The organism is Mesorhizobium sp. WSM4848, from assembly GCF_055811375.1.
Genome location: NZ_JBVVPX010000030.1, coordinates 18,084 through 39,339, shown reverse-complemented (window position 1 = coordinate 39,339; position 21,256 = coordinate 18,084). Strand labels below are relative to the sequence as shown.

Below are 21,256 nucleotides of genomic sequence, written 5' to 3'. Positions count from 1 at the left end.
ATTACCGGGTCCCACATTACCGGTGATCCGTATTCAGGCGGCGTTCGACCCCGTCACCTGAGCCGAGATCGCATCCGGGCCAAACTCGTCGTCGCCGGAAATCTTCAGGATTTCCTGCAGCCGCGTGCGGGCGCGGCTGACGCGGCTCTTGATCGTTCCGACCGCGCAGCCGCAAATTTCGGCGGCTTCCTCGTAGGAAAAGCCCGACGCGCCGATGAGGATGATGGCTTCGCGCTGGTCCTCGGGCAATTGCTCGAGCGCGCTCCGAAAGTCCTTGAGGTCGAGCTGGCCGTGCTGGGCCGGATGAACGGCTAGTCTGGCGGTCATGATGCCATCGCTATCCTGCACCTCGCGGCCGCGCTTGCGCATCTGCGAATAGAATTCGTTGCGCAGGATGGTGAACAGCCATGCCTTGAGGTTGGTGCCCGGCTCGAAGCTCTCATGCTTGTCCCACGCCTTGACCAGCGTTTCCTGCACCAGATCGTCGGCCTTGTCGGCGTTTTGCGTCAATGACACGGCAAACGCCCGCAGGCTCGGAATCGAGGCAAGCAGATCCGTCTTGAAGCTCTGGGAGACGGCGGCCATGCCTCAGTCCTTTTTCCGTGCAGGTTGGGCCTGTTCCAACTGGCTGAGCAATTGGGCGAAGCGATCCGGCACGCTGTCGGAGACCAGCTCGTCGTAATATTGTTTGAGTTTGCGGCCGATTTCCGAGTTTGGCCCGAGCGGGTCGCCGGAAGCAGCCCGGCGCGTGTTGGTTGCAGCGCCAGCCGTGTTGTCTTTCCTCATGTCGTCATTTCGCCCTTCGTTCCCAGTACCCTGCCGCCCTTTAATACACGACGCAAAGCAGGCGGCCCCCTCGTCTGGTTGCCCGTCCCGACTTCAAACGCCTTCCTCCTGTATTAGTTCCAGGCCCTCGGAACTTTTTCGGTGAGCCGGCGTTTCTGTTTTCAGGGTTTGTTTTCGGGGCTTGTCATCAGCTTGGCTTCCAACATATGCAATTACGTCAGAGGGAGACGTCCATTATGAGCCTATCCGCAACCATCGCTCCACACCTGCCGTTCCTGCGCCGCTTTTCGCGGGCCGTCTCCGGATCGCAGGAGAGTGGCGACGCGCTGGTCGCCGCGATGCTCGAAGCCGTCATCGCTGACGTCGACATCTTTCCGAATGCGTCGAACGATCGCATCGCGCTCTACAAGGTCTTCGCCAGGCTGTTCACCTCGGTCGCCATCCGCGTTCCGCAGGAACACCCGCAGTCGGCGTGGGAACAGCGCGCCGCCGCCAATCTGAACGCGATCTCACCCCGTCCCCGCCAGGCCTTCCTGCTGGTCGCCGTCGAAGGTTTCAGCGAAGACGAGGCGGCGGAGATCCTCGACGTCGACGATCAGGAGTTCTCCGAACTTCTTGCCGAGGCCAGCAACGAGATTTCCCGCCAGGTGGCAACCGATGTGCTGATCATCGAGGACGAGCCCCTGATCGCCATGGACATCGAGCAAATGGTCGAGAGCCTGGGCCATCGCGTTGTCGGAACGGCGCGTACCCATGCCGAGGCGGTGGCGATGTTCACCAAGACGCGGCCGAAGATGGTGCTGGCCGACATCCAGCTTGCCGACGGCAGCTCGGGCATCGAAGCGGTCAACGAGATCCTGTCGACCACGCCGGTGCCGGTGATCTTCATCACCGCTTTTCCCGAGCGCCTCCTTACCGGCGAGCGGCCGGAGCCGGCCTTCCTCGTCACCAAGCCGTTCAATCCGGAGATGGTCAAGGCCCTGATCAGCCAGGCGCTTTTCTTCGACCGGCATGCGAAAGCCGCTGCATAGGGGTGGGTAGCCCGGCCTTGAGCGCCCTTCTCCACAGTTCCACTGATCGCCCGTTTTCCACAGCTGAGTAACGCTGGCCGCTTGTGGCCGGCGACCGCCACTTGCAACTCACCTGCGCATGACGATCCAATTCGAGCGGGCCAATTCGAGCGGGAAAGCTTTCCGGGGATCGTCTTTTTCGGGAAATGCTGGAACAAACGGCAGCGAAAGACGTTTTTGGCATACTATTTGAAGGAGATGGACCATGCTCTACTGGGCCCTCGTATTTCTCGTCGTTGCAATCATTGCAGGCGCTCTTGGCTTCGGCGGCATCGCCGGCACTTCGGCTGGTATAGCGCAGATATTGTTTTTCATCTTCCTCGCTTTCCTGATCATTTCGCTAATTGCGGGCTTGTTCAAACGCGCGTCCTGACCGATCGAACACTGGAGCCGCACCCCTCAAGCGGTTTCCAGCTACCGCCGGGCGGTGTCCTTAGCCGGACATCGCTCGGCGGACTTCTTTTGGGAACCCATTTTTCCGTCAGCCGTTCAGCACGGATGGGCGGATGAAGCTGACCGATGCAATCGAGGACCGGAGACATGAAAGACGGCGGACGGAGCGATGAGATCATCGCTTTACAGTCCGCTGAGAGTGGGATGCAGCTTGGCCGGGCCCTTCTCCATGCGCTCCACAATGCCGGTATTTCGGTTCTCTATCAGGATCGCGAGATGAAAACCGTCTGGGCCCGCAACATGCGCCCGCCCTGGATTTCCGACACGGGGGTTTCCGACACGGGCGACAGCAACGGCATCCTGCCGCTTGCGCAGGCGGAGCGCATCGGCGCGGCGAAACGCAAGGTCGTCGCATCCGGCAATCCGGAACATCTTGAGCTCAGCATTCCTGCCGACGATGGCGTCCGCTGGTTCCAAATATGGGTAGACGCAGATCATGACGACGGCGGCGCCGTGCAGGGCGTCGTCACCACCATGGTCGAAACGACCGAGCAGAAACGTCGCGAGCAAACCCTGAAGACGCTGCTGCGCGAGGTCAGCCACCGTTCGAAGAACCTTTTGGCCATCATCCAGAGCATCGCCACCCAGACCAGCCGTTATTCGGACACGCTCAGTGATTTCCTGACACGCTTTCGCGGCCGGCTGCAGTCGCTTGCCTCATCCCAGGACTTGGTGACCTCGTCCAACTGGCGTGGAGCGGCACTGCGCGAACTGGTGTCCGGCCAGGTCGGCCGCTATGGAGCCGACCCTGTGCGCAGCCTGCGTTTTCGCGGTGCAAACCCATACCTCAATCCCAATGCGGCCCTGCATATCGGCTTGGCCATGCACGAGCTTGCCGTCAATTCTGTCAGCTACGGCGCTCTGTCGCGAGCCGACGGATTCGTCGAGGTGACGGCCGACCTAAAGGCGGCTGCCGCTGGCGAGACAACGCTGTCGCTGACATGGGCCGAGGCCATCGGCGCCAATGACAATCAGCCCAGCGAGAAGCGCTTTGGCAGCGTCGCGCTCGAGCGCGTCGTGCCTGCGTCGTTGAACGGCACGGCGAAACTTGAAATCACCGGGGATCGTCTCGAATATCATCTCGTCGTTCCTCGCAGCAATTTCGAGACGGATTGAACGGGCAACAGCCGAGCCCAACAGGGCTGAGGCCAAGAGAGCTGGGGACCAAGAGGGCTGGGCCAAGGGGTTGGAATTGGTACCCGCCGCGCCGGCTTAACCATCTGTTCACCATAAGGTTCGATGCTGTTTTTCTCAGACACCACTCCGCATGACGTTTTCGATCGCAGTTGCTGCGCACGGGAGGAATGGCTTTGACGGTTGCCGACATCAACAGGCTGGAACAGGCCGCACGCGTTTCGATGAGCGGCTTTCAGGATCTCGAAGCGTCCGCAATGCCGTCGCCCGGTGCTTCCCTGCCGATCCCCGGCCTCGCCGCAATCGGGCTGGCTGCAGTGGCCGTCCTGGCCGCCGCGTTCCAGTTGGTCTAATGCATGTCGCGCAAAAGCATGCCCTCGGGCTTGAACCGAGGGTGCCCAGCGGTTTCGCGATAACAATTTAATGCAAAAGCGTCGGACGCAAAGCGGCCGGCGGCTCGTGCTTGCCTGATGCCGGCCTGTTCTCCAATGGTCGCGCCAGCCCGCATCGCAGGAACTTTGAGGGATGTGGCCCGTTCTATGGCGGGAGGACCGTCGCCATGGAACATATCGCTGCCGTTTTGCTGGTCATCGGCTGTTCGAACACGATGACCGAGTGCCGCGAACTGCCCGTATCGGTGAGCGTTTTCGAAACCGCTCAGGAGTGCACCGCCGCGCGTCCGTTTGCCTTGCACGATGTTCAGGGTCAGGCTCCGCGCATCATTGCCAAATGCCTTGCCGTCGATCCGGCGCTCGAGGATGATTACGACCAGATCGTCTGGAACGTGCGCCCGGACGGCACGCTCGACGCTTCCGTGGAGATTTCCGATCTTGAGGTTGCCTCGAGCGGCGCACGTCCGGAAAAAGACTCTCTTAGCCAACAATGAAATCGAGCAGGCAAAACGCTTTTTCGCATGATAAGTGACGAGTGGAGCTACAAGTGAGGACAAAGGCGAGGAGTGACCCTATGCGGAAGATGATTATTGCCATGGTTGCCGTGATCGCGGTCAGCGGTTGCAGCACCACCGAGCAGGATGTCGGCGTCGGTGCCGGTGTCGGCGCTCTGGCCGGCGGCCTGATTGACGGCGGCAAGGGTGCGCTGGTGGGCGCAGCCATCGGTGCCGGTACCGGCCTGCTGGTGCGCAACCTGCGCAATGGCTATTGCCAGTACCGCGACAACCGTGGCCGTCTGTTTACGGCGCGCTGCTGATCCGTTTCAAACGCAAGAGGCATTGGAAGCGGAGACCGGACGAGCCGGTCTCTGTTTACTTGGGCGCTTTATTGGGGGCGCTGTATTTGGGCGCCTTCGGAAACGGTCGGTTTGCGGCAGCGTTTCAGTCCGACAGCGGGATCCTGATTTCCACACTCAATCCGCCATTGTGAAAATCGCGATTGATCGTACCGCGCAATTCGCGCGTCACGTTCAAATCGATCAGCTTGGTGCCAAAACCGGTTTTGACAGGTGGCTCGAGCTTCTTCTTGCCGGCTTCGCGCCAGCTGAGAACCAGCGTCCGGTCGCTCCTGTGGCCTTCGACAGACCAGTCGACCTTGAGCGACCAGTCGCCGTTCCTGGTATTGGCCGAATTGCCGGTTTCGCCATATTTCAGCGCGTTCGTCGCCAGTTCGTGAAAGGTCAGGCCGAGCGCTTGCGTCGTCGTCTCGTCGAGCAACACCTCTGGCCCCGACAATATCCCGTCGGGAAGCTCCTTGCCGAACACCTGGCCAAGCTCGATGCGCAAGAGATCGCCAAGATCGGCCTTCTGCCAGCGCGAGCGCGTCAGCATGTCCTGGGAAGCCGCCATCGCTTGCAGCCGGGCCGAAAAAGAAGACGAGAACTCGTGGACGTCGGTGGCGTGCGATGCCGTCTGGCGCGCGATCGCCAGCACCCGCGTGATCGAGTTCTTGATGCGGTGCTTCATCTCCTGCAGCATCAGGTCTTTTTCGAGCAGGCTTTTTTCCGTCGTCTCATGAAGCAGCGAGACCGCGTCATAGGCCCGCTCCTGATAGCGGGCCACCAGCGCGATGGTTCCCGCGAGCAGCAGCCCGAACAGGCCGAGCATCACCGGAATGGCGCGCGAGGAAGGTTGCGAGAAGGCGCTTGTCGGCCTGAACAGGACGGTCCATGGACGTCCGGCGATGGTGAGCTCGCGAGAAACCAGCAACCTGTCGCCGAAGCTCGAGGCCGGCGGCGTTTCCGACTGGAACAAAAGATGGTCGGCGTCCACCTTGCCGTCATAGATTTCGATGTTGACCGGCAGCAGCGGCGTCCGGCTGAGCGCGGTCTGGAACAGGTCGCGGGCGCGGAAGGCCGCATATAGAAAGCCTGTTGTCGAGGATCTGGACGCATCGATGCCGTCCGCCGCGGTTTCGATGTTGAGCCGCACGAAGACCAGGAAGCCGGTGAAGGTCTGCGCAGCTCCTGTTTCCTGGCCTAGCTGCACGCGCCCGCTCGCGTGCTGCTGGTTGTCGGCCATCGCCCTTTCGATCGCCTCGCGCCGCACCGGTTCGGTGAACATGTCGTAGCCGATGCCGGATTGATTGGAAGGGTCCAGTGGCTCGAACAGCGTGATGGGCGTACGCCATGGCAGCGTTGTCGTGGCCGGATAGATCGCGTCGCTGACGCCATAGTCGTGCAGGATAGCACGCTCGACCGCTGCCTCGTCGCCGGCTCTCACCAGCCGGAGAAAGCCGATGCCGCGCAGGCCGGCGAAATTGTCGTTGATACCAAGCGCATCGAAGAACGCCTTGAACTCGCCCCGCGAAATGTCACCATTGCGAGCCTCGAACAGCGCATGTGTCGATCGCAGCAGTGACAGATGCAGGTCGATGCGGCTATCGATCCGGTTGAGGGCGTCGTCCGCCGTCGCCTCGAATTTGATGCGCGCCGCTTCCTGTGTGGCGAAATAGGCGAATCCCGCCATTGTCAGGCTGATCAGCGCGACGGCAACGAAAGCGACGATCGGGAAGAACTTCTTCAAGCTGCTGCTGCGACCCATGGTTCCCCATCTTATGGGCAAGTCCCCGTGGCAACACAATGGCGCGGCCAAACCATCATGACGGCTGGCATATCACATGACAGGTATTTGACGCTTCAGGCGGCGATCTTCAGTGCGCCTGGTCCCGGAATGGCGCCGGGCGGACACTTGCCCAGAATGATCATGCCGAGCACCTCGTCCTGGGTCACGTCGCCGGTGCGCGCCGTTCCGACGACCCGACCATTCTTCATGACGCAGACGCGGTCGGCAAGCTCGAACACATCGTGGATGTCATGGCTGATCAGGAAGATGCCGATGCCGTCGGCCTTGAGCTGCATGACCAGTTCGCCGACCTGCGCCGTTTCCTGCGGTCCCAGTGCCGCAGTCGGCTCATCCATGATCAGGATGCGGGCGTTGAACAGGATGGCGCGCGCGATCGCCACCGACTGCCGCTGGCCGCCCGAAAGCTTGACCACCGGCTCCTTGAAGCGCTGGAAACGGGGATTGAGCCTGCCCATCACCTTGCGCGCCTCGGCCTCCATGGCGCCATCGTCGAGCGTGCCCCAGCCAGTCATCAGCTCGCGGCCGAGGAACAGGTTGGCGGCGGCGTCGACATTGTCGGCGAGCGCCAGCGTCTGGTAGATCGTCTCGATGCCGTATTTCTTGGCGTCGCGCGGATTGGCGATCGAAGCCTCCTCGCCATTGACAAAGATCTGGCCCGAATCGCGCTTGTAGGCGCCGGACAGGATCTTGATCAGCGTCGACTTTCCAGCGCCGTTGTGGCCGAGCAGCGCCACGACCTCGCCCGGGAAAAGGTCGATCGACGCATCGTCGACGGCGCGAATGCCGCCGAAGGCAATCGAGATGCTGCGCATATCGATCAGTGGCGTGGGAGCAGTCGTGTCAGCCATGATCGTTCCTCTCTATGGTTTTGCCGAGCATGATGTTGGACCGAAACGGATGTCCACGTTTCGCTGATGCGGACCTTCGGCTCGGGATCATGCTCAGACCCGCTTGCGATAGACGGTGTCGAGCCAGACGGCGACGACCAGCACGGCGCCGACGACGACGCTCTGAAGCGGTGAATCGATGCCGAGCAACACCATGCCGGACTGCAGCGACTGCATCAGAAGCGCGCCCAGCATGGCGCCGAGCACCGTGCCGGAGCCGCCGGCCAGCGACGTGCCGCCGATGACGGCTGCTGCGATGACCAGGAGCTCGTCGAGCGTGCCCAGCGCATTGGTCGCCGCGTTGAGGCGGGCCGAAGCAATCGCCGCGCTGATCGCGGCCAGAACGCCCATGATCATGAACACTTTCATGGTCACCCAGCGCGTGTTGATACCGGCGAGTTCCGCCGCTTCCGGGTTGCCGCCGATGGCAAAGACGTAGCGGCCGAAACGGGTGCGCCTGGTGATGAAGGTCATGACGATGCCGACTGCGACGGCGATCAGCACCGGTATGGCGATGCCATGGGCGATGAACAGCCCGCCTTCGGGGATGGTGATGCCGTTCCGCTGGGCGTACTGGCGAACGATGCCGATCGGCCACGGATAGGAATTGGCTATCCAGACGGCGCCGAGGATGGCGGCGCAGGCGACAACACCAAGCAAGCTCTCCGCCCAGACCGGGCGCAGCGGAAATTTGAAGCGCTTGCGCTGCGACCGGCCGTTGAGCAGCATCAAGGCGACGGCCACACAGGCGAGAATGCCGACGATCCAGCTTGCGGTCGCCCCGATCGAGCCACGCGGCCCGCCACCCATGAGCTGGAAGGTGGCATCGAGCGGCGCGACGGTGCGCCCGCTCGTCATCAGCCACGCCATGCCGCGCCAGATCAGCAGGCCGCCCAGCGTCACGATGAAGGCCGGAACCTCGAGATAGGCGATGATGAAGCCCTGAAGCGCGCCGATGATGAGGCCGAGCGCCACGCCGGCAGCCAGTGCGATGACCCATATCCAGGGATTTCCAAGCTGGAATCCCATGACGCGGATGAGGAATTCTGCTTGCGCAGCGCCCATCACCATGCCGATCACCCCTTCGACGGAGCCGACCGAAAGATCGATGTTGCGCATCACGATGACCAGCACCATGCCGGTCGCCATGATCGCCACCGAGGACGTCTGCACCGACAGGTTCCAGAGATTGCGCGGCGTGAGGAACAGCCCGCCCGACAGGATGTGGATTCCAACCCAGATGACCAGCAGCGCGCCGACCATGCCGAGCATGCGAATGTCGAGCTCGGTTGCCTTGAGGAAGCGGCCGAAGGGGCTGAGCTCGGATTCCCGCGCCCGATCGACAGCTGTATCCGTGGCCGGCGTGTTGGAAGTCGTTTCGGTCATGATGTCCTCCCACCGTTGCCGTCTGCCGCGGATGCCGGAAGCAGCTTAGAAATTACCCGCGAGACGCGGAAAAACAACTCTTTGAAAAAACGCCGCGGCGTGAAGCCGCGGCGTTTCAGGTTTTTTGGCGAAGGCGGATCAGTTGCAGACCGGGACAGTGCCCGCCGCCGCGCCGGCGCAGACCTCTTCCTGCTTGATCCAGCCGGCATCGATGACGACGTTGAGATTGTCCCTGGTGATGGCAATCGGCGTCAGGAACAGCGACTTGACGACATTGCCGCCCGGCGTGGTGAAGTCCTTGACGCCGGCAATGTCTGTCATCTGCTTGCCGTCGGCCAATTGCGAGGCGATCTCGGCGGCATTCTTGCCGAGCTCGCGCGCGTCTTTCCACACCGATACGGTCTGTGTGCCCAGCGCGATGCGATTCAGCGCGGCATGGTCGCCGTCCTGGCCCGAAACCGGGACGGATCCGGCCAGGCCTTGCGCCGTCAGCGCCGCGACGACACCACCGGCGGTGCCGTCATTGGCGGCAACCACCGCATCGACCTTGTTGTCGTTGGCAGTCAGGAACTGTTCCATGTTCTTCTGGGCGTTGGCGGGAAGCCAGCCGTCCGTATAAGCCTCACCGACATTCTTGATCTTGCCGCTGTCGATGGCATCCTTGAGCACTTCCATGGAGCCGGCGAACAGGAAATCGGCATTCGGGTCGGCGCCCGAGCCCTTGATGAAGACGTAATTGCCTTCCGGCGCCACCTTGAACACTTCGCGGGCCTGCATGCGGCCAACTTCCTGGTTGTCGAAGGTCAGATAGAAGACGTCCTTGTTCTCGATCAGCCGGTCATAGCCGACGACCGGAATGCCTTCGTCCAGCGCCTTCTGCACCGCCGGACCGATGGCCGAGGCATCCTGCGCAAGGATGATCAGCGCGTTGGCGCCCTGCGAGATCAGGCTCTCGACGTCGGTCAGCTGCTTGCCGGGATTGGACTGTGCGTCAGCGGAAATATATTTGTCGCCGGCGGCCTCGATCGCCGCCTTCATGGCGGCTTCGTCGGTCTTCCAACGCTCTTCCTGGAAGTTCGACCACGAAACGCCAATGACCTTGTCCTTGGCCTGCGCGGCCGACGCGAGCGTCAGCGACATGGCGACCCCCGCCAGAATGGCGGCTGCGAATCTCTTCATGATATTCCTCCCTGCGCCGCGTAGGGCGCGACCAACTGGCCCGAAGGCCGGCACAAAGGCCTCTATTTTTTCGAGCCTCGAAAAAATACTGGTCCAACGCCGAAGCCCTGTCAACACCAATTCTGGCGGATTTTGATGTCCTGTTTGGCTTTTTTTCGAGGCTCGGAATAAATAATGACAGGCCCTTCTGCTTCTGCCAGTATTTGTCGGACATTACCGACGGCTTCCGATTCATGAGCGGCCGCGGCGATGAGGAGAAGCAAAAATGTCGGTCGGAATCCGCCATGACGATCTGCGCCGGCGCAACCGGGCGATGGTGATTTCGGCGGTACGCCGCGCAGGCCAGCCGTCGCGGACCGAGATCGCCGCAACCACCGGCCTCAGCCATTCGACCATATCGGCGATCTCTTCCGACCTGATCCAGGAAGGCATCCTGGCCGAGAGCAAGGCGAGCGAGACGGTTTCGCTGAAACGCGGCCGACCGCAGGTCGGCCTCAGCCTCAATCCGCAAGCCGCTGCGGTGTTGACCGTCGTGTTGTCGCTGAATTTCCTGTCGGTCGCCGTCATCGATTATGCCGGACAAGTGGTCGCCGAGGAACAGCGCCGGCTGGACACGCTGACCATGTCGCGCGACGCGCTGATCGGCGAATGTGTCGCCATCGTCCGGCGCCGGCTCGAAGATCCCGACCTCGATGTCCAAAGCGTCGCCCGCATCGCGCTGGCGATCCAGGGCATCACCGATTCCCATGCGCGCGCCATGTTGTGGTCGCCGATCACGCCGCAGACGAACATCGCCTTCGCCGACATTCTGGAACGCGAGTTCGGCATCCCGGCCATCATGGAGAACGACAGCAACATGATGGCCGTGGCGCTGCGCTGGCGCCACCCGGATCGCTACCGCGATGATTTCATCGCCATCCTGCTCTCGCACGGCATCGGCATGGGGCTGGTGCTGAAGGGCGAATTGTTCACCGGCACCCACTCCTCAGGCGGCGAATTCGGCCACATGATTCATCGGCCGGGCGGCGCGCTTTGCCGCTGCGGGCGGCGCGGCTGCGTCGAGGCCTATGCCGGCAACTACGCCATCTGGCGCAACGCAAGGCAATTGAGCGAGAACGCAGAGCCGGTCGCCGATGTCAGCGACGCCGAGATGCGGGCACTGGCGGCCCGGGCGCGCGAGACGGACGGACCGGAGCGCGAAGCCTACCGCAAGGCCGGCGAAGCGCTCGGCTTCGGGCTCGGCAGCCTGTTCGCGCTGATCGATCCGGCGCCGGTGGCCATGGTCGGCGCCAGCGCTGCCGCCTTCGACCTGATCGAGCCGGCCCTGCGCGAGGCCATCGCCCAGACCGCCGGCGGCCAGCATTCGGGTTCGATTTCCTTCGACACCGAGCCGAACGAGCTGCCGCTGATCCGCGAAGGCTGCGCCATGCGCGCGTTGACCTTCGTCGACCAGGAGGTTTTTGCGCCCGGCGCACAAGGCAAGTCCGGCACGATCAGGAGAGACGTGGCCTGAGTCCGAACGAGGACTCAGCCATTCGCAGGCCGGCCTCACCTGAATATCAGCTAGTCTTCCCTGATCGCGTAGCCAGCGCCACGGATGGTGCGGATGACATCGGGCATGCGACCATTGTTGACCGCCTTGCGTAACCGGCCGACATGGACGTCCACCGTGCGCTCGTCGATGTAGATCGTCTCGCCCCAGACATTGTCGAGCAACTGACTGCGCGAGAAGACCCGGCCCGGGTGCCGCATCATGAATTCGAGCAGCCGGAATTCGGTCGGCCCGAGCCGGATCTCGCTCTTCTTGCGATAGACCCTGTGCGATTCACGATCGAGCATGATGTCGCCGACCTTGAGCACGCTGGACAGCACTTCCGGCTTGGCGCGGCGCAGCAGCGCCTTGACCCTGGCCATGAATTCCGGTGTCGAGAACGGCTTGACCAGATAGTCGTCGGCTCCGGTCGAAAGGCCGCGCACCCGGTCGCTCTCCTCGCCGCGCGCGGTCAGCATGATGATCGGCAGCCGCTCGGTTTCGGGACGCACCCGAAGGCGCCGGCAAAGCTCGATGCCGGAAACCGCCGGCACCATCCAGTCGAGCACCAGAAGATCGGGCACGTTCTCCTGCAGCCGGATTTCGGCCTCGTCGCCGCGCGTCACCACCTCGACCTGATAGCCTTCGGATTCCAGATTGTAACGGAGGAGGACGCCCAGCGGCTCTTCATCCTCCACCACCATGATGCGCGGCGCGATCATCGGCCGGTCACTCCTGTCATGTCGCCGGCGCCGACATCGTCGTTTCGTCGAGCTTCGGGCGATCCGCCGGCAATTGCTGCCCGGTCACGACAAAGTAGGCGTTTTCGGCGATGTTGGTGACATGATCGCCGATACGCTCGAGATTCTTGGCGCAGAACAGAAGATGCGTGCAGGCGGTGATGTTGCGCGGATCCTCCATCATGTAGGTCAGGAGTTCGCGAAAAACCGCCGTGTATTTCACGTCGATCTTCTGGTCGTCGGCGCGCAGTTCTTTCAACGCGCCGGCATTGCGCGACACATAGTGCTCGACCACGCCGCGGAGCTGCACAAGAACGAGATCCGCCATCGTGTCGATACCGTGCGACAGATTACGCGGCGTGGCGCTCTGCCCGACTGCGCTGACCCGCTTGGCTATGTTCTTGGCCAGGTCGCCGATGCGCTCGAGATCGCCGGCCATGCGGATTGCGCCAACCACGGCGCGCAGATCTTGCGCCATCGGCTGCCGCTTGGCGATCAGCGTGATCGCACTATCGTCGAGTTCGCGCTGCCGCGCATCCATGATGGCGTCGTCCGAGACGACGCGCTGCGCCATCGCATTGTCTGATGCAAGCAACGCGCGGATCGAGGCTGCGACCATCGCGGCGGCGAGCTCGTCCATATCGCGGATCAGCCTGTCGATGTGCTCCAGTTCCTCGTCGAAAGATGCGACGGTGTGTTCACCCATGATACTGTCCTCGTGTTCGAAATTCGCCGCCGGACCGCTCAGCCGAATCGGCCGGTGATGTAGTCCTGGGTGCGCTTGTCGTCGGGGTTGGTGAACATCTTGTCGGTCGCGCCCTCCTCGACCAGATAGCCGAGATGGAACATCGCCGTGCGTTGCGACACGCGCGCTGCCTGCTGCATCGAATGGGTGACGATGACGATCGTGTAGTTCTGGCGCAGTTCGTCAATCAGTTCCTCGACGCGGGCGGTGGCGATCGGATCGAGCGCCGAACAGGGCTCGTCCATCAGGATCACTTCCGGCGATACGGCGATGGCGCGCGCGATGCACAGGCGCTGCTGCTGTCCGCCGGAGAGACCGGTGCCCGACTCGAGCAGGCGATCCTTGACCTCGTTGAACAGGCCGGCCTTCTTCAGGCTCGATTCAACGATGCCGTCCAACTCGGCCTTGCTCCTGGCCAGGCCGTGAATGCGCGGACCGTAGGCGACGTTTTCATAGATCGACTTCGGAAACGGGTTCGGCTTCTGGAACACCATGCCGACGCGGGCTCGCAGCTCGACGACATCGATTTTCGGGTCGTAGACATCCTCGCCGTCGAGCGTGATCTTGCCGCTCACCCGCGCGATATCGATCGTGTCGTTCATTCGGTTCAGGCACCGCAAGAATGTTGACTTGCCACAGCCCGATGGGCCGATCAACGCCGTCACCTGGTTCTCGCGGACATCGATATCCACGTCGAACAGAGCTCGCTTCTCGCCGTAATGAACAGAGACCTTTTCGCCCTTCATCTTGATCGAAGGGGCATTGGTTCCGCTGCTCAGTTTCTGCTCAACGCCGGCTTCCGTCATGATGTTCATATCCTCTACTCCTTACCAGCGCCGCTCGAAGCGCTTGCGCAGTATCACCGCGATGGCGTTCATGATGACCAAAAACAGCAGCAAAATCAAAATCGCCGCCGAAGTCTTCTGCTGGAATCCAGCTTCCGGGAAATCCGCCCACATGAATATCTGCACCGGCAGGATCGTCGCGGGATCGGTGAAGCCGCCGGGAATGTCGACGATGAAGGCGACCATGCCGATCATCAGCAACGGCGCGGTTTCGCCCAGCGCGTGCGCCATTCCGAGGATGGTGCCGGTCATGATGCCCGGCATCGCCAGCGGCAGGACGTGATGGAATACGGTCTGGACCTTGGACGCTCCGATGCCGAGCGCCGCCTCGCGGATCGACGGCGGCACGGCGCGCAGCGAAGCGCGCGAGGCGATAATGATGATCGGCAGGGTCATCAGCGCCAGCACCATGCCGCCGACCACCGGGGCTGACCGCGGCATGCCGAAGAAATTCAGGAATACGGCAAGTCCAAGCAGGCCGAAGACGATCGAAGGCACCGCCGCCAGATTGTTGATATTCACTTCGATCATCGTCGTCAGCCGGTTCTTGGGCGCAAATTCCTCAAGATAGATCGCCGCTGAAACGCCGATCGGGAAGGCGATGGCCAGCGTTACGATCATGGTCAGGAACGATCCGACGACCGCGCCCCAGACACCGGCCAATTCCGGCTCGCGGCTTGCGCCGGTGAAGAAGAAGATCGAGTTGAACCGGCTTTCGATCAGGCCGGCGCTCTTCAGCGTGTCGAGCCAGACGATCACCTTGTCGGAAATCTTTCGCGATGCTTCCGGCGTCTCGATGACGCGCAGGAATGCCTGGCCGCTCGCGGCGGGCGCAGTGCTCTCCAGCGCCTCGATCACCGTACCCTTTGCGATCACCGTGCCGTTGGCCGCAGGCGACAGCGCGGTCAGCTTGACCGTGCCGCCATTGAACGCGACCAGCAGCGACGACGCGCCGCTCGTCAGCGTGAGCATGCCGTTTTCGCCCTCGGTCGCACCATGGCCGCGCGCCAGCGCCAGCATGGCATCGTCGCCGAAGGTCAGATCGATGTCGCCGCTGGTTTCCGAAGGCGTGACGCTTGTCGAAATCGCTTCGTCCGAACCGACGTCGGCAAGCAAACCCTTGAGGTAGAGGTCGGCAAAATCGTCAAGTGGAACCGCGTAGTCCACCGTTCCTCCGAGCATCCCCGGATCAGCCGCAATATCCTTGCGCAGGAACACGCCTGTGCCGGTGGAAATCAGCCCGCGCAGCAGGCGCTTGTCCTGGCGGCTCGTCACATCCGGAAATTTTGCCGTAAGCGCTTGCTGAGCGATGGCGTCGTAGTTCACTTCACCGAGTTTCGCCGGGTCGACCTTGGCCGCTGAAAGATCGATCGGCAGCGTCAGATAGTTCTGCCGCAGCGCCGGAATCGCCTGCGTGACGATCGTCGACAGGAGCAGCACAAGGAACAAGCCGGCCAACGCGACGGCTGCGGCGCCAAGCCATTTGAACCATGTTTCCGTGCGGTAGCGGCCCTTCAGCCGCGCCTTCGCGGCATCGTCGGTATGAATGCTGACCGGCCGTCCGACGGCGCCCAATGACGAGATCGCATCAGTCATATTGCTCTCGGTATTTCTGGACGACGCGCAAAGCGACGATGTTGAGGGAAAGTGTGATGCAGAACAGCACCAGGCCAAGTGCGAAGGCTGCAAGCGTCTTGGCGCTGTCGAACTCCTGGTCGCCCACCAGCAGCGTCACGATCTGCACGGTCACGGTGGTGACCGCTTCGAGCGGGTTCGCCGTGAGGTTTGCCGCCAGCCCCGCCGCCATGACCACGATCATTGTTTCGCCGATTGCGCGGCTGACGGCAAGCAGCATCGCCGAAACGATGCCCGGAAGGGCAGCGGGAAGGACCACCTTGCGGATGGTTTCCGACTTGGTCGCGCCGAGGCCGGCGGAACCGTCTCTCAGGGATTGCGGAACGGCGTTGATCACATCATCGGAAAGCGAGGAAACGAAGGGAATGATCATGATACCCATGACCACGCCTGCGGCGAGCGCGGATTCAGACGCGACGTTGAGGCCCAGGCTTTCGCCGATACCGCGGAAGTAGGGCGCAACCGTCAGCGCGGCGAAGAAGCCGTAGACGACGGTCGGAATGCCGGCGAGGATTTCCAGGACCGGCTTTGCGACCGCGCGGACGCTTTTGGAGGCGTAATCCGAAAGGTAGATCGCAGCCATCAGCCCGATAGGCGCAGCCACCAGCATGGCGATGAAGGTGATGAGCAACGTGCCGGCAAACAGCGGCACCATGCCAAAAATGTCCTCGTTGACCGCCCCGGCCTCCGCTCCCGCGCCGGTGAAGGCGCTCTGCGGCGACCAATGCGTGCCGAACAGGAACTTGTAGAACGGCACCTGTTGGAAGAACCGCAGGGACTCGAAGATAAGCGACAGGACAATGCCGATCGTCGTCAGGATCGCGACCACCGAACAGGCGATCAAGAATGCGCGAAGAATGCGCTCGACCACGTGGCGCGCCCGGTAGGCCTGTGCGATGCGCGAATGGGCCCAGTAAAATCCGGACGCGGAAAGCACGAGCGCGACGGTCCAGATGATCCAGCTGCTGGTCGCATGGACCGATTTGTAGAGGGCGGCGGCCGCCTCTTTCGTGGGATCGGCGAAACCGACAAGCCCGCCAAAGGCCATCGCGCGAGCATCGCGGATGAAAGCTTCGACCTGCGGGACGCCCATTCCCGACAATTCGGAAGAGAAGCGGTCGGCAATGATCGAAGATTCAATGCTCGGCGTCACCAGCGACCACAACACGATCGCAAGCAGCGCCGGACCGGCAGCAAAAAGCGCCAGAAACATGCCATGCTGGCCAGGCAGCGAATGCAATCGCGCGACGTCGCCGTTGACACTGGCAATTGCGCGTGTCCGGCCGATCCAATAGGCCGCAGCGGCCAGACCTAACAGTAGAACAACGAGATAACCGACCATCCAGGACGTCCCCTCGACCGCCGGTCATTCACCGGCTCAAAGCACGGGACCTTTGGTCCCGTGCTTTGGGCTTTTAGAGCATGAGGGGTCAGAGCTGATATACGCCCGGACCCCGAAACATCAAGAGCCCATGCCCTTCAGGGCCTTGGCGTTTTCGGCCCACTTGGCGCGCTCGGCGTCCGGCAGCGGAATCAGGCCCTTGTCGGCCAGATAACCATCAGGACCCCATGCACCCTCCGAGGTGTACTCGGCGATGAACTCCTGCATGCCGGGGATGACGCCGACATGCTCTTTCTTGGCATAGACATAGAGCGAGCGGGAAACGCCGTAATCGCCGGATGCGATGTTCTCGAAGGTCGGCTCGACGCCGTCGACCTTGTGGCCCTGCAGCTTGTCGGCGTTCTGGTCAAGGAACGAGAAACCAAAGATGCCGAAGGCATTGGGGTTGGCTTCCAGCTTCTGGACGATCAGATTGTCGTTTTCGCCGGCCTCGACAAAAGCGCCGTCTTCGCGGATCTCGCCGCAGCCCTTTTCATTAGCCGCCTTCACTTCTTCCTGACAGGCCGCGTCCATGACGAGCTCGACGAATGCATCGCGCGTGCCAGATGTCGGCGGCGGGCCAAGCACCTCGATCTTCGTCGCGGGAAGCGACGAATCGACATCCGACCAGTTCTTGTAGGGGTTGGGGACGACCTTGCCGTCAACAGCGACGTTCTTGGCGAGCGCCTTGAAAATCTGTTCCTTGGTCAGATCAACGACAGTCCCTGCCTTCGAGTTGGCCAGTACGATGCCGTCGAAGCCAACCTTGATCTCGACCGGCGTCACGCCGTTTGCCTTGCAGGTTTTAAGCTCGCTGTCCTTGATGGCGCGCGAGGCATTGGTGAAGTCGGCGGTATTTTCGCCGACGCCCTGGCAAAACAGCTTCATGCCGCCGCCGGTGCCAGTCGACTCGACGACCGGGGTCTTGATCTTTCCGCTCTGGCCAAGCTTTTCAGCGACAGCCGTCGTAAAGGGGAACACTGTGGACGAACCGACGATTTGAATCTGGTCGCGCGCGGCGGCATAACCAGCCGACGCGGCGAGCGCAAGCGCCGCGGCCGACGCCGTAAGGAGGAATTTTTTCATGTGGCCTGCTCCTGTTCGGAAAATGGTCTATCGGCGCCATTCCTTCGGCGCCCGCTGAGGCCATAGCCCCCGATTATTACAGTCACATGACAGTTTGATGTCAGCCCGGTAACCGCCGTACAGCCTGTCGAAAAGGAAGGGCCGCGGGTCTCGCCGCTACAGCCGTGGTTTGCCGCTGGAATCAGCAGCTTGCGCGATTTGCGGCCGGCATTTGCCTGGACAGGCGAACAATTGGCGCCGAAAAAGAAAATCCGGGCGGGAGCGCGTTGCATGCGGCCAAGGAGGTCATGGCCGTGCCATCGCCGAAGCAGGTCCGTTGGGGTAAATCTGACCCTGCTTCTTGCCGGCGGTCGCTGCTCCCGCCCGTAACTGGAGGAGCGGAACTCGAATGCGCTTATTGTTCCAACCGGACGCATGCTTTGGTATGGTGCGATCGCACCATAGTCTTGTCGCAAGGCGTCGCCGAATCGGCTGACGCTGTGGGCTGAAGTGGCTATCCTGCGTTGCGCGGGACTTCTCCCTCCGCGCCGAGCTCTTCGAGCTAAGCGCCCCTGGGCTTGGGGCTGATGGGCATGAGCTGACGGGGCTGACGGGCTTGGGCTGACGGGCTTGGGCCGCGTGAGGGACGCTGCGGCACTTTGATTTTGCGCATGATCCCCAGCGAAATCGATTCCGATTCTCTGGGTCATGCGCTAGCCTTGCCCGCAGTGTATTCCGACGGTTGTCGGTAGAAGCGAAGCCGCGTTATAAATCCCGCAAGGGTGTTGCCGATGTTGGGACGGATCCTGCCTTTTTTCGTGTGCCCGATGCTGCTGTTAGGGGGCGGCTGCTCGCGCAGCTACGACGGCACCGTCGTCATTCCAAGGCCGCTCGATGTCCGGCGGTTCTGGGACCGGCCGCAGCAGGTGCAAGCCGAACAGCCGCAGTGGCTGCAGACCGATGTCTTTCCTGCGGCGCCCGAAACGCCGGAAAGAGCGGCGGCCCGCAGAATCGACACCCCCGTTGCGCCGAGAAGGAAAATCGCCAGGACTTCCAAAGCGGCACCGACGCCGTCGTCCGAGCCGGCGAAACCGCTCACCTGCAGGAACGTCAGCCAACCCGGAAAACGGGTCCGCATGGTCTGCGAATAGCCCGCCGGGATTCAAGCGCTGGCAGCTAAAAAGATGCGCCGCCTTGAAAACGTTGCTGCGCAGCTGCCGCAGCGGTTCGGTCAGACGCACATGCCGAGAGCATGAGCCGACTGGTGGGTTTCGGGCTGCCTGATCGGCATTGCCGGCAGCCGGGTTGAACCTTATCCGGCCTTCGACGTTAAACGGCTATTGCAGCGCCGCGCGTGGCTTTGGACGCACAAAGCACGCTGTGGCGTTTGGATGATTTGGCGCATGGTCCTTTCCGAACCGATGGACAGCGGAGCAGAGATCGATCCCGATCCCTTGGGTGATGCGCTGGATGGTCAAAGGAGACCGAACACATGTCGATTCACTTCACTGTCTCGGACCTCACCAGAAATCTGTTTCACTTGCCCGGAAATCTGCTTCACTCGCCCAGAAATCTGTTTTACTCGCTGAGACTGGACCATGAGCGCGCGCCAAGACCTCTCAGTCCTGAGCAAAGTCTCTTGCTGGAATGCTATCTGGCCGGTCAGATTCCGGAATCGGCCTGGAGCGACTACGTCTTCGAAACGCCGGAATTGGCACGCCATGTCAATGCGAGACGCGGGCAACACTGATATCTGGACCGGGAACCAGTCCGATCGCTCGAGGTGACGCCACCGAACCACGCTTGGCTGAATCGGCGGCCCAATCAGCGTGCCATTGCGCTTGAAGCTGAGGGGGCCCGACGACAAATCGCCCTCGATACAAAAAGGCCGGCACATGGCCGACCTTTCCTTCCACCTCGATCGCGCCAGTACATCCGTGGTCACGAGTTGGAGGTGAATTGCCGACCAGTAGATAGGGATTTGGTTAACGAATCCTTAACCGACGGGAACTGCTTGTCGATGCGTCGTGGCCAATCTGCTTGGCGTTTTCGTGATCAGTGCGGAAAGTCCTCCTTGCAGCTGAAATGCCGAAAGCGAACCCCCGCCTCTCGGGGCGAGGTTCCATTTTTGAAACTACGATCTGCTACTGAGCAGGGGCGGCTGGCGGCGGGGTTGCAGGTGCCGGCGTCATCGTGTCGGCTGGAGGTGGCGGCAATTGGCCAGCGGTCGTCGCCTGCGTGCCTCCCGATTGAGTTTGGTCGCACGCCGCCAGGGCAGCAAGCGCCAGGCCGAACGCGGCGAATAAGGGTAGTTTGCGGGTCATACACAGTCCCTTGCATGGACGCCACCCGCGCAGGCCTGATCATCAGGACCGCTGCCTCCAGGTCAGCCGTCGCTTCACCGTCGACGCTTCAAACATTCTTGCGTCCCGTAAAAGGCGGCGGGCCTTCGGGCTCGGTTTAGGTCGGCCTGGGCAAGCAAAACCGCTAGAGCGAAAGCCTCACGCCCCGGCCTGCGACTTCACATGGGCGATATAGCCGCGCACGTCGGCAGCCGGCTCGGCATAGGCCTTGCCGAGCTTCTTCTCGATCGCCGCCATGTACTCCTTCGCCCATTGGGGCAGCGCGTAGTCGATGGCTGCCAGGAATTCGAGCGTCGCCGCCAGGCGGATGTCGGCGATCGAGGGGTTCTTGCCGCCGATGAACGGCTTGCCGTTCCTGAAGAAGCTGTGAAAGACCTCCAGCGGCTCGGCGATCGCTTCTATAGCGGCCTTCTGGGCTTCCGCCTTCTTGTCGGGATGAGCGTCGCTGTGGCCGACCTCGCCGGCATATTGCGGGAAATTCAGCGCAGGATAGGTGGCGCGCGCCACATAGGGGTAGAGCGTGCCGATCAGGTAGAACATGGCGCTGTCGATCATCGCCCGCTTGGCCGGCGCCCTGGGATATAATTTCTCCAGCCCGTGCTTGTTGGCGAGATACTGCATGATGGCGCAGCTTTCCCACAACACGCCCCTGGGCAGGCCCTTGTCCTCGATCATCGGCGTCAGATGGGCCGGGTTCCGCGCCATATACTCGGGCGAGCGCGTGTGGCCCCATACGTCAGTCTCGGAATGGTCGAGCCCGGCCGCGCGCGCAAACACCCGTACGCTCATATTGTTGACGCTCGGCTTCAGCATGCTGAGCGTCAGCGCAGGTTTTTTTCCTGATTTCGCCTTGGTCTTCCGCGCCGATTTCGCGGATGCCTTGCCTGCAGGTTTTGCGGCGGCTTTCGTTGCCGACTTGACGGAAGTGTTCGACACCTTAGCCGCAGGCTTTGTCGCGGCCTTGGCAGCCGGCTTGTTCGCACTTTTCGTGCTCGTCTTTGCCATGGTGTTCCTCCCTT

Annotated in this window: 22 protein-coding genes; 9 read left to right on the top strand and 13 right to left on the bottom strand. The window is 62.0% G+C overall.

Features of this window, described 5'->3' with window-relative positions; genetic code table 11:
- Nucleotides 1–33: 33 nt before the first annotated feature.
- Together AC0L16_RS24055 and AC0L16_RS24050 are read right to left on the bottom strand one after the other, a co-directional pair.
- Nucleotides 34–585: an RNA polymerase sigma factor gene (locus tag AC0L16_RS24055; RefSeq protein WP_023797110.1), complete on the bottom strand. Its 552-nt coding sequence runs from the start codon at nt 583–585 to the stop codon at nt 34–36.
- A 3-nt stretch (nt 586–588) separates the two neighbouring features.
- Nucleotides 589–786, bottom strand: a complete 198-nt coding sequence (locus AC0L16_RS24050) for a NepR family anti-sigma factor (protein WP_473623689.1) — start codon at nt 784–786, stop codon at nt 589–591.
- 236 nt (nt 787–1,022) lie between these two features.
- Between AC0L16_RS24050 and AC0L16_RS24045 the strand changes: the two genes are divergently transcribed.
- From AC0L16_RS24045 to AC0L16_RS24020, 6 genes are all read left to right on the top strand, one after another.
- Nucleotides 1,023–1,817 (top strand): response regulator, encoded by a 795-nt coding sequence (locus AC0L16_RS24045; protein ID WP_473623687.1) that lies wholly within the window; start codon nt 1,023–1,025, stop codon nt 1,815–1,817.
- A 244-nt stretch (nt 1,818–2,061) separates the two neighbouring features.
- The gene (locus AC0L16_RS24040; RefSeq protein WP_023797107.1) at nt 2,062–2,229 is read left to right on the top strand and encodes a DUF1328 domain-containing protein; all 168 of its coding nucleotides are present in this window, start codon (nt 2,062–2,064) and stop codon (nt 2,227–2,229) included.
- 146 nt (nt 2,230–2,375) lie between these two features.
- Nucleotides 2,376–3,425 carry a sensor histidine kinase gene (locus tag AC0L16_RS24035; RefSeq protein WP_473623686.1) on the top strand — a complete coding sequence of 350 codons (1,050 nt, stop codon included), beginning with the start codon at nt 2,376–2,378 and terminating at the stop codon, nt 3,423–3,425.
- A gap of 188 nt (nt 3,426–3,613) precedes the next feature.
- On the top strand, nt 3,614–3,796 hold the full coding sequence (locus tag AC0L16_RS24030) for a hypothetical protein (protein WP_473623684.1): 183 nt from the start codon (nt 3,614–3,616) through the stop codon (nt 3,794–3,796).
- A 206-nt stretch (nt 3,797–4,002) separates the two neighbouring features.
- A complete protein-coding gene (locus tag AC0L16_RS24025) occupies nt 4,003–4,329 on the top strand; it encodes a hypothetical protein (RefSeq protein WP_473623683.1) in 327 nt (108 codons plus the stop codon).
- 80 nt (nt 4,330–4,409) lie between these two features.
- Nucleotides 4,410–4,652: a YMGG-like glycine zipper-containing protein gene (locus AC0L16_RS24020; protein ID WP_254026783.1), complete on the top strand. Its 243-nt coding sequence runs from the start codon at nt 4,410–4,412 to the stop codon at nt 4,650–4,652.
- Between the two features lie 124 nt (nt 4,653–4,776).
- Here AC0L16_RS24020 and AC0L16_RS24015 read toward each other — a convergent pair whose 3' ends face one another.
- The 4 genes from AC0L16_RS24015 to xylF form a co-directional block, all read right to left on the bottom strand.
- Nucleotides 4,777–6,420: a CHASE domain-containing protein gene (locus tag AC0L16_RS24015; RefSeq protein WP_473623754.1), complete on the bottom strand. Its 1,644-nt coding sequence runs from the start codon at nt 6,418–6,420 to the stop codon at nt 4,777–4,779.
- Nucleotides 6,421–6,533: 113 nt separating this feature from the next.
- Nucleotides 6,534–7,328: an ATP-binding cassette domain-containing protein gene (locus tag AC0L16_RS24010; protein WP_473623681.1), complete on the bottom strand. Its 795-nt coding sequence runs from the start codon at nt 7,326–7,328 to the stop codon at nt 6,534–6,536.
- Between the two features lie 93 nt (nt 7,329–7,421).
- Entirely contained in the window at nt 7,422–8,753 is a 1,332-nt protein-coding gene (locus tag AC0L16_RS24005; RefSeq protein ID WP_473623680.1) for a sugar ABC transporter permease, read from the bottom strand.
- A 138-nt stretch (nt 8,754–8,891) separates the two neighbouring features.
- Nucleotides 8,892–9,932 carry a D-xylose ABC transporter substrate-binding protein gene (gene xylF / locus AC0L16_RS24000; RefSeq protein WP_473623678.1) on the bottom strand — a complete coding sequence of 347 codons (1,041 nt, stop codon included), beginning with the start codon at nt 9,930–9,932 and terminating at the stop codon, nt 8,892–8,894.
- Between the two features lie 265 nt (nt 9,933–10,197).
- On the opposite strand from xylF, the gene AC0L16_RS23995 reads away from it, so the two are divergent.
- On the top strand, nt 10,198–11,445 hold the full coding sequence (locus tag AC0L16_RS23995; RefSeq protein ID WP_473623677.1) for an ROK family protein: 1,248 nt from the start codon (nt 10,198–10,200) through the stop codon (nt 11,443–11,445).
- A gap of 50 nt (nt 11,446–11,495) precedes the next feature.
- Here AC0L16_RS23995 and phoB read toward each other — a convergent pair whose 3' ends face one another.
- The 6 genes from phoB to AC0L16_RS23965 all read right to left on the bottom strand — a co-directional run bounded on the left by phoB (nt 11,496) and on the right by AC0L16_RS23965 (nt 17,895).
- Nucleotides 11,496–12,185, bottom strand: coding sequence for a phosphate regulon transcriptional regulator PhoB (phoB, locus tag AC0L16_RS23990; protein WP_031254097.1), 690 nt, complete (start codon nt 12,183–12,185; stop codon nt 11,496–11,498).
- Nucleotides 12,186–12,201: 16 nt separating this feature from the next.
- On the bottom strand, nt 12,202–12,909 hold the full coding sequence (gene phoU / locus AC0L16_RS23985; protein WP_473623676.1) for a phosphate signaling complex protein PhoU: 708 nt from the start codon (nt 12,907–12,909) through the stop codon (nt 12,202–12,204).
- Nucleotides 12,910–12,947: 38 nt separating this feature from the next.
- Nucleotides 12,948–13,763, bottom strand: a complete 816-nt coding sequence (pstB, locus tag AC0L16_RS23980; RefSeq protein WP_077373276.1) for a phosphate ABC transporter ATP-binding protein PstB — start codon at nt 13,761–13,763, stop codon at nt 12,948–12,950.
- 12 nt (nt 13,764–13,775) lie between these two features.
- Nucleotides 13,776–15,389 carry a phosphate ABC transporter permease PstA gene (pstA, locus tag AC0L16_RS23975; RefSeq protein ID WP_473623674.1) on the bottom strand — a complete coding sequence of 538 codons (1,614 nt, stop codon included), beginning with the start codon at nt 15,387–15,389 and terminating at the stop codon, nt 13,776–13,778.
- Nucleotides 15,382–16,770 (bottom strand): phosphate ABC transporter permease subunit PstC, encoded by a 1,389-nt coding sequence (pstC, locus tag AC0L16_RS23970; protein ID WP_473623673.1) that lies wholly within the window; start codon nt 16,768–16,770, stop codon nt 15,382–15,384. The genes pstA and pstC overlap by 8 nt, the downstream gene beginning before the upstream one ends.
- A 120-nt stretch (nt 16,771–16,890) precedes the next feature.
- Nucleotides 16,891–17,895 carry a PstS family phosphate ABC transporter substrate-binding protein gene (locus AC0L16_RS23965; RefSeq protein ID WP_077373279.1) on the bottom strand — a complete coding sequence of 335 codons (1,005 nt, stop codon included), beginning with the start codon at nt 17,893–17,895 and terminating at the stop codon, nt 16,891–16,893.
- Between the two features lie 806 nt (nt 17,896–18,701).
- Here AC0L16_RS23965 and AC0L16_RS23960 point away from each other — a divergent pair.
- Nucleotides 18,702–19,025 (top strand): hypothetical protein, encoded by a 324-nt coding sequence (locus AC0L16_RS23960; RefSeq protein WP_473623671.1) that lies wholly within the window; start codon nt 18,702–18,704, stop codon nt 19,023–19,025.
- 341 nt (nt 19,026–19,366) lie between these two features.
- The gene (locus AC0L16_RS23955; RefSeq protein WP_473623670.1) at nt 19,367–19,624 is read left to right on the top strand and encodes a hypothetical protein; all 258 of its coding nucleotides are present in this window, start codon (nt 19,367–19,369) and stop codon (nt 19,622–19,624) included.
- Nucleotides 19,625–20,375: 751 nt separating this feature from the next.
- Here AC0L16_RS23955 and AC0L16_RS23950 read toward each other — a convergent pair.
- Complete coding sequence (locus AC0L16_RS23950) at nt 20,376–21,242, bottom strand: glutathione S-transferase family protein (RefSeq protein ID WP_473623669.1); 867 nt, start codon at nt 21,240–21,242, stop codon at nt 20,376–20,378.
- Nucleotides 21,243–21,256: the final 14 nt, after the last annotated feature.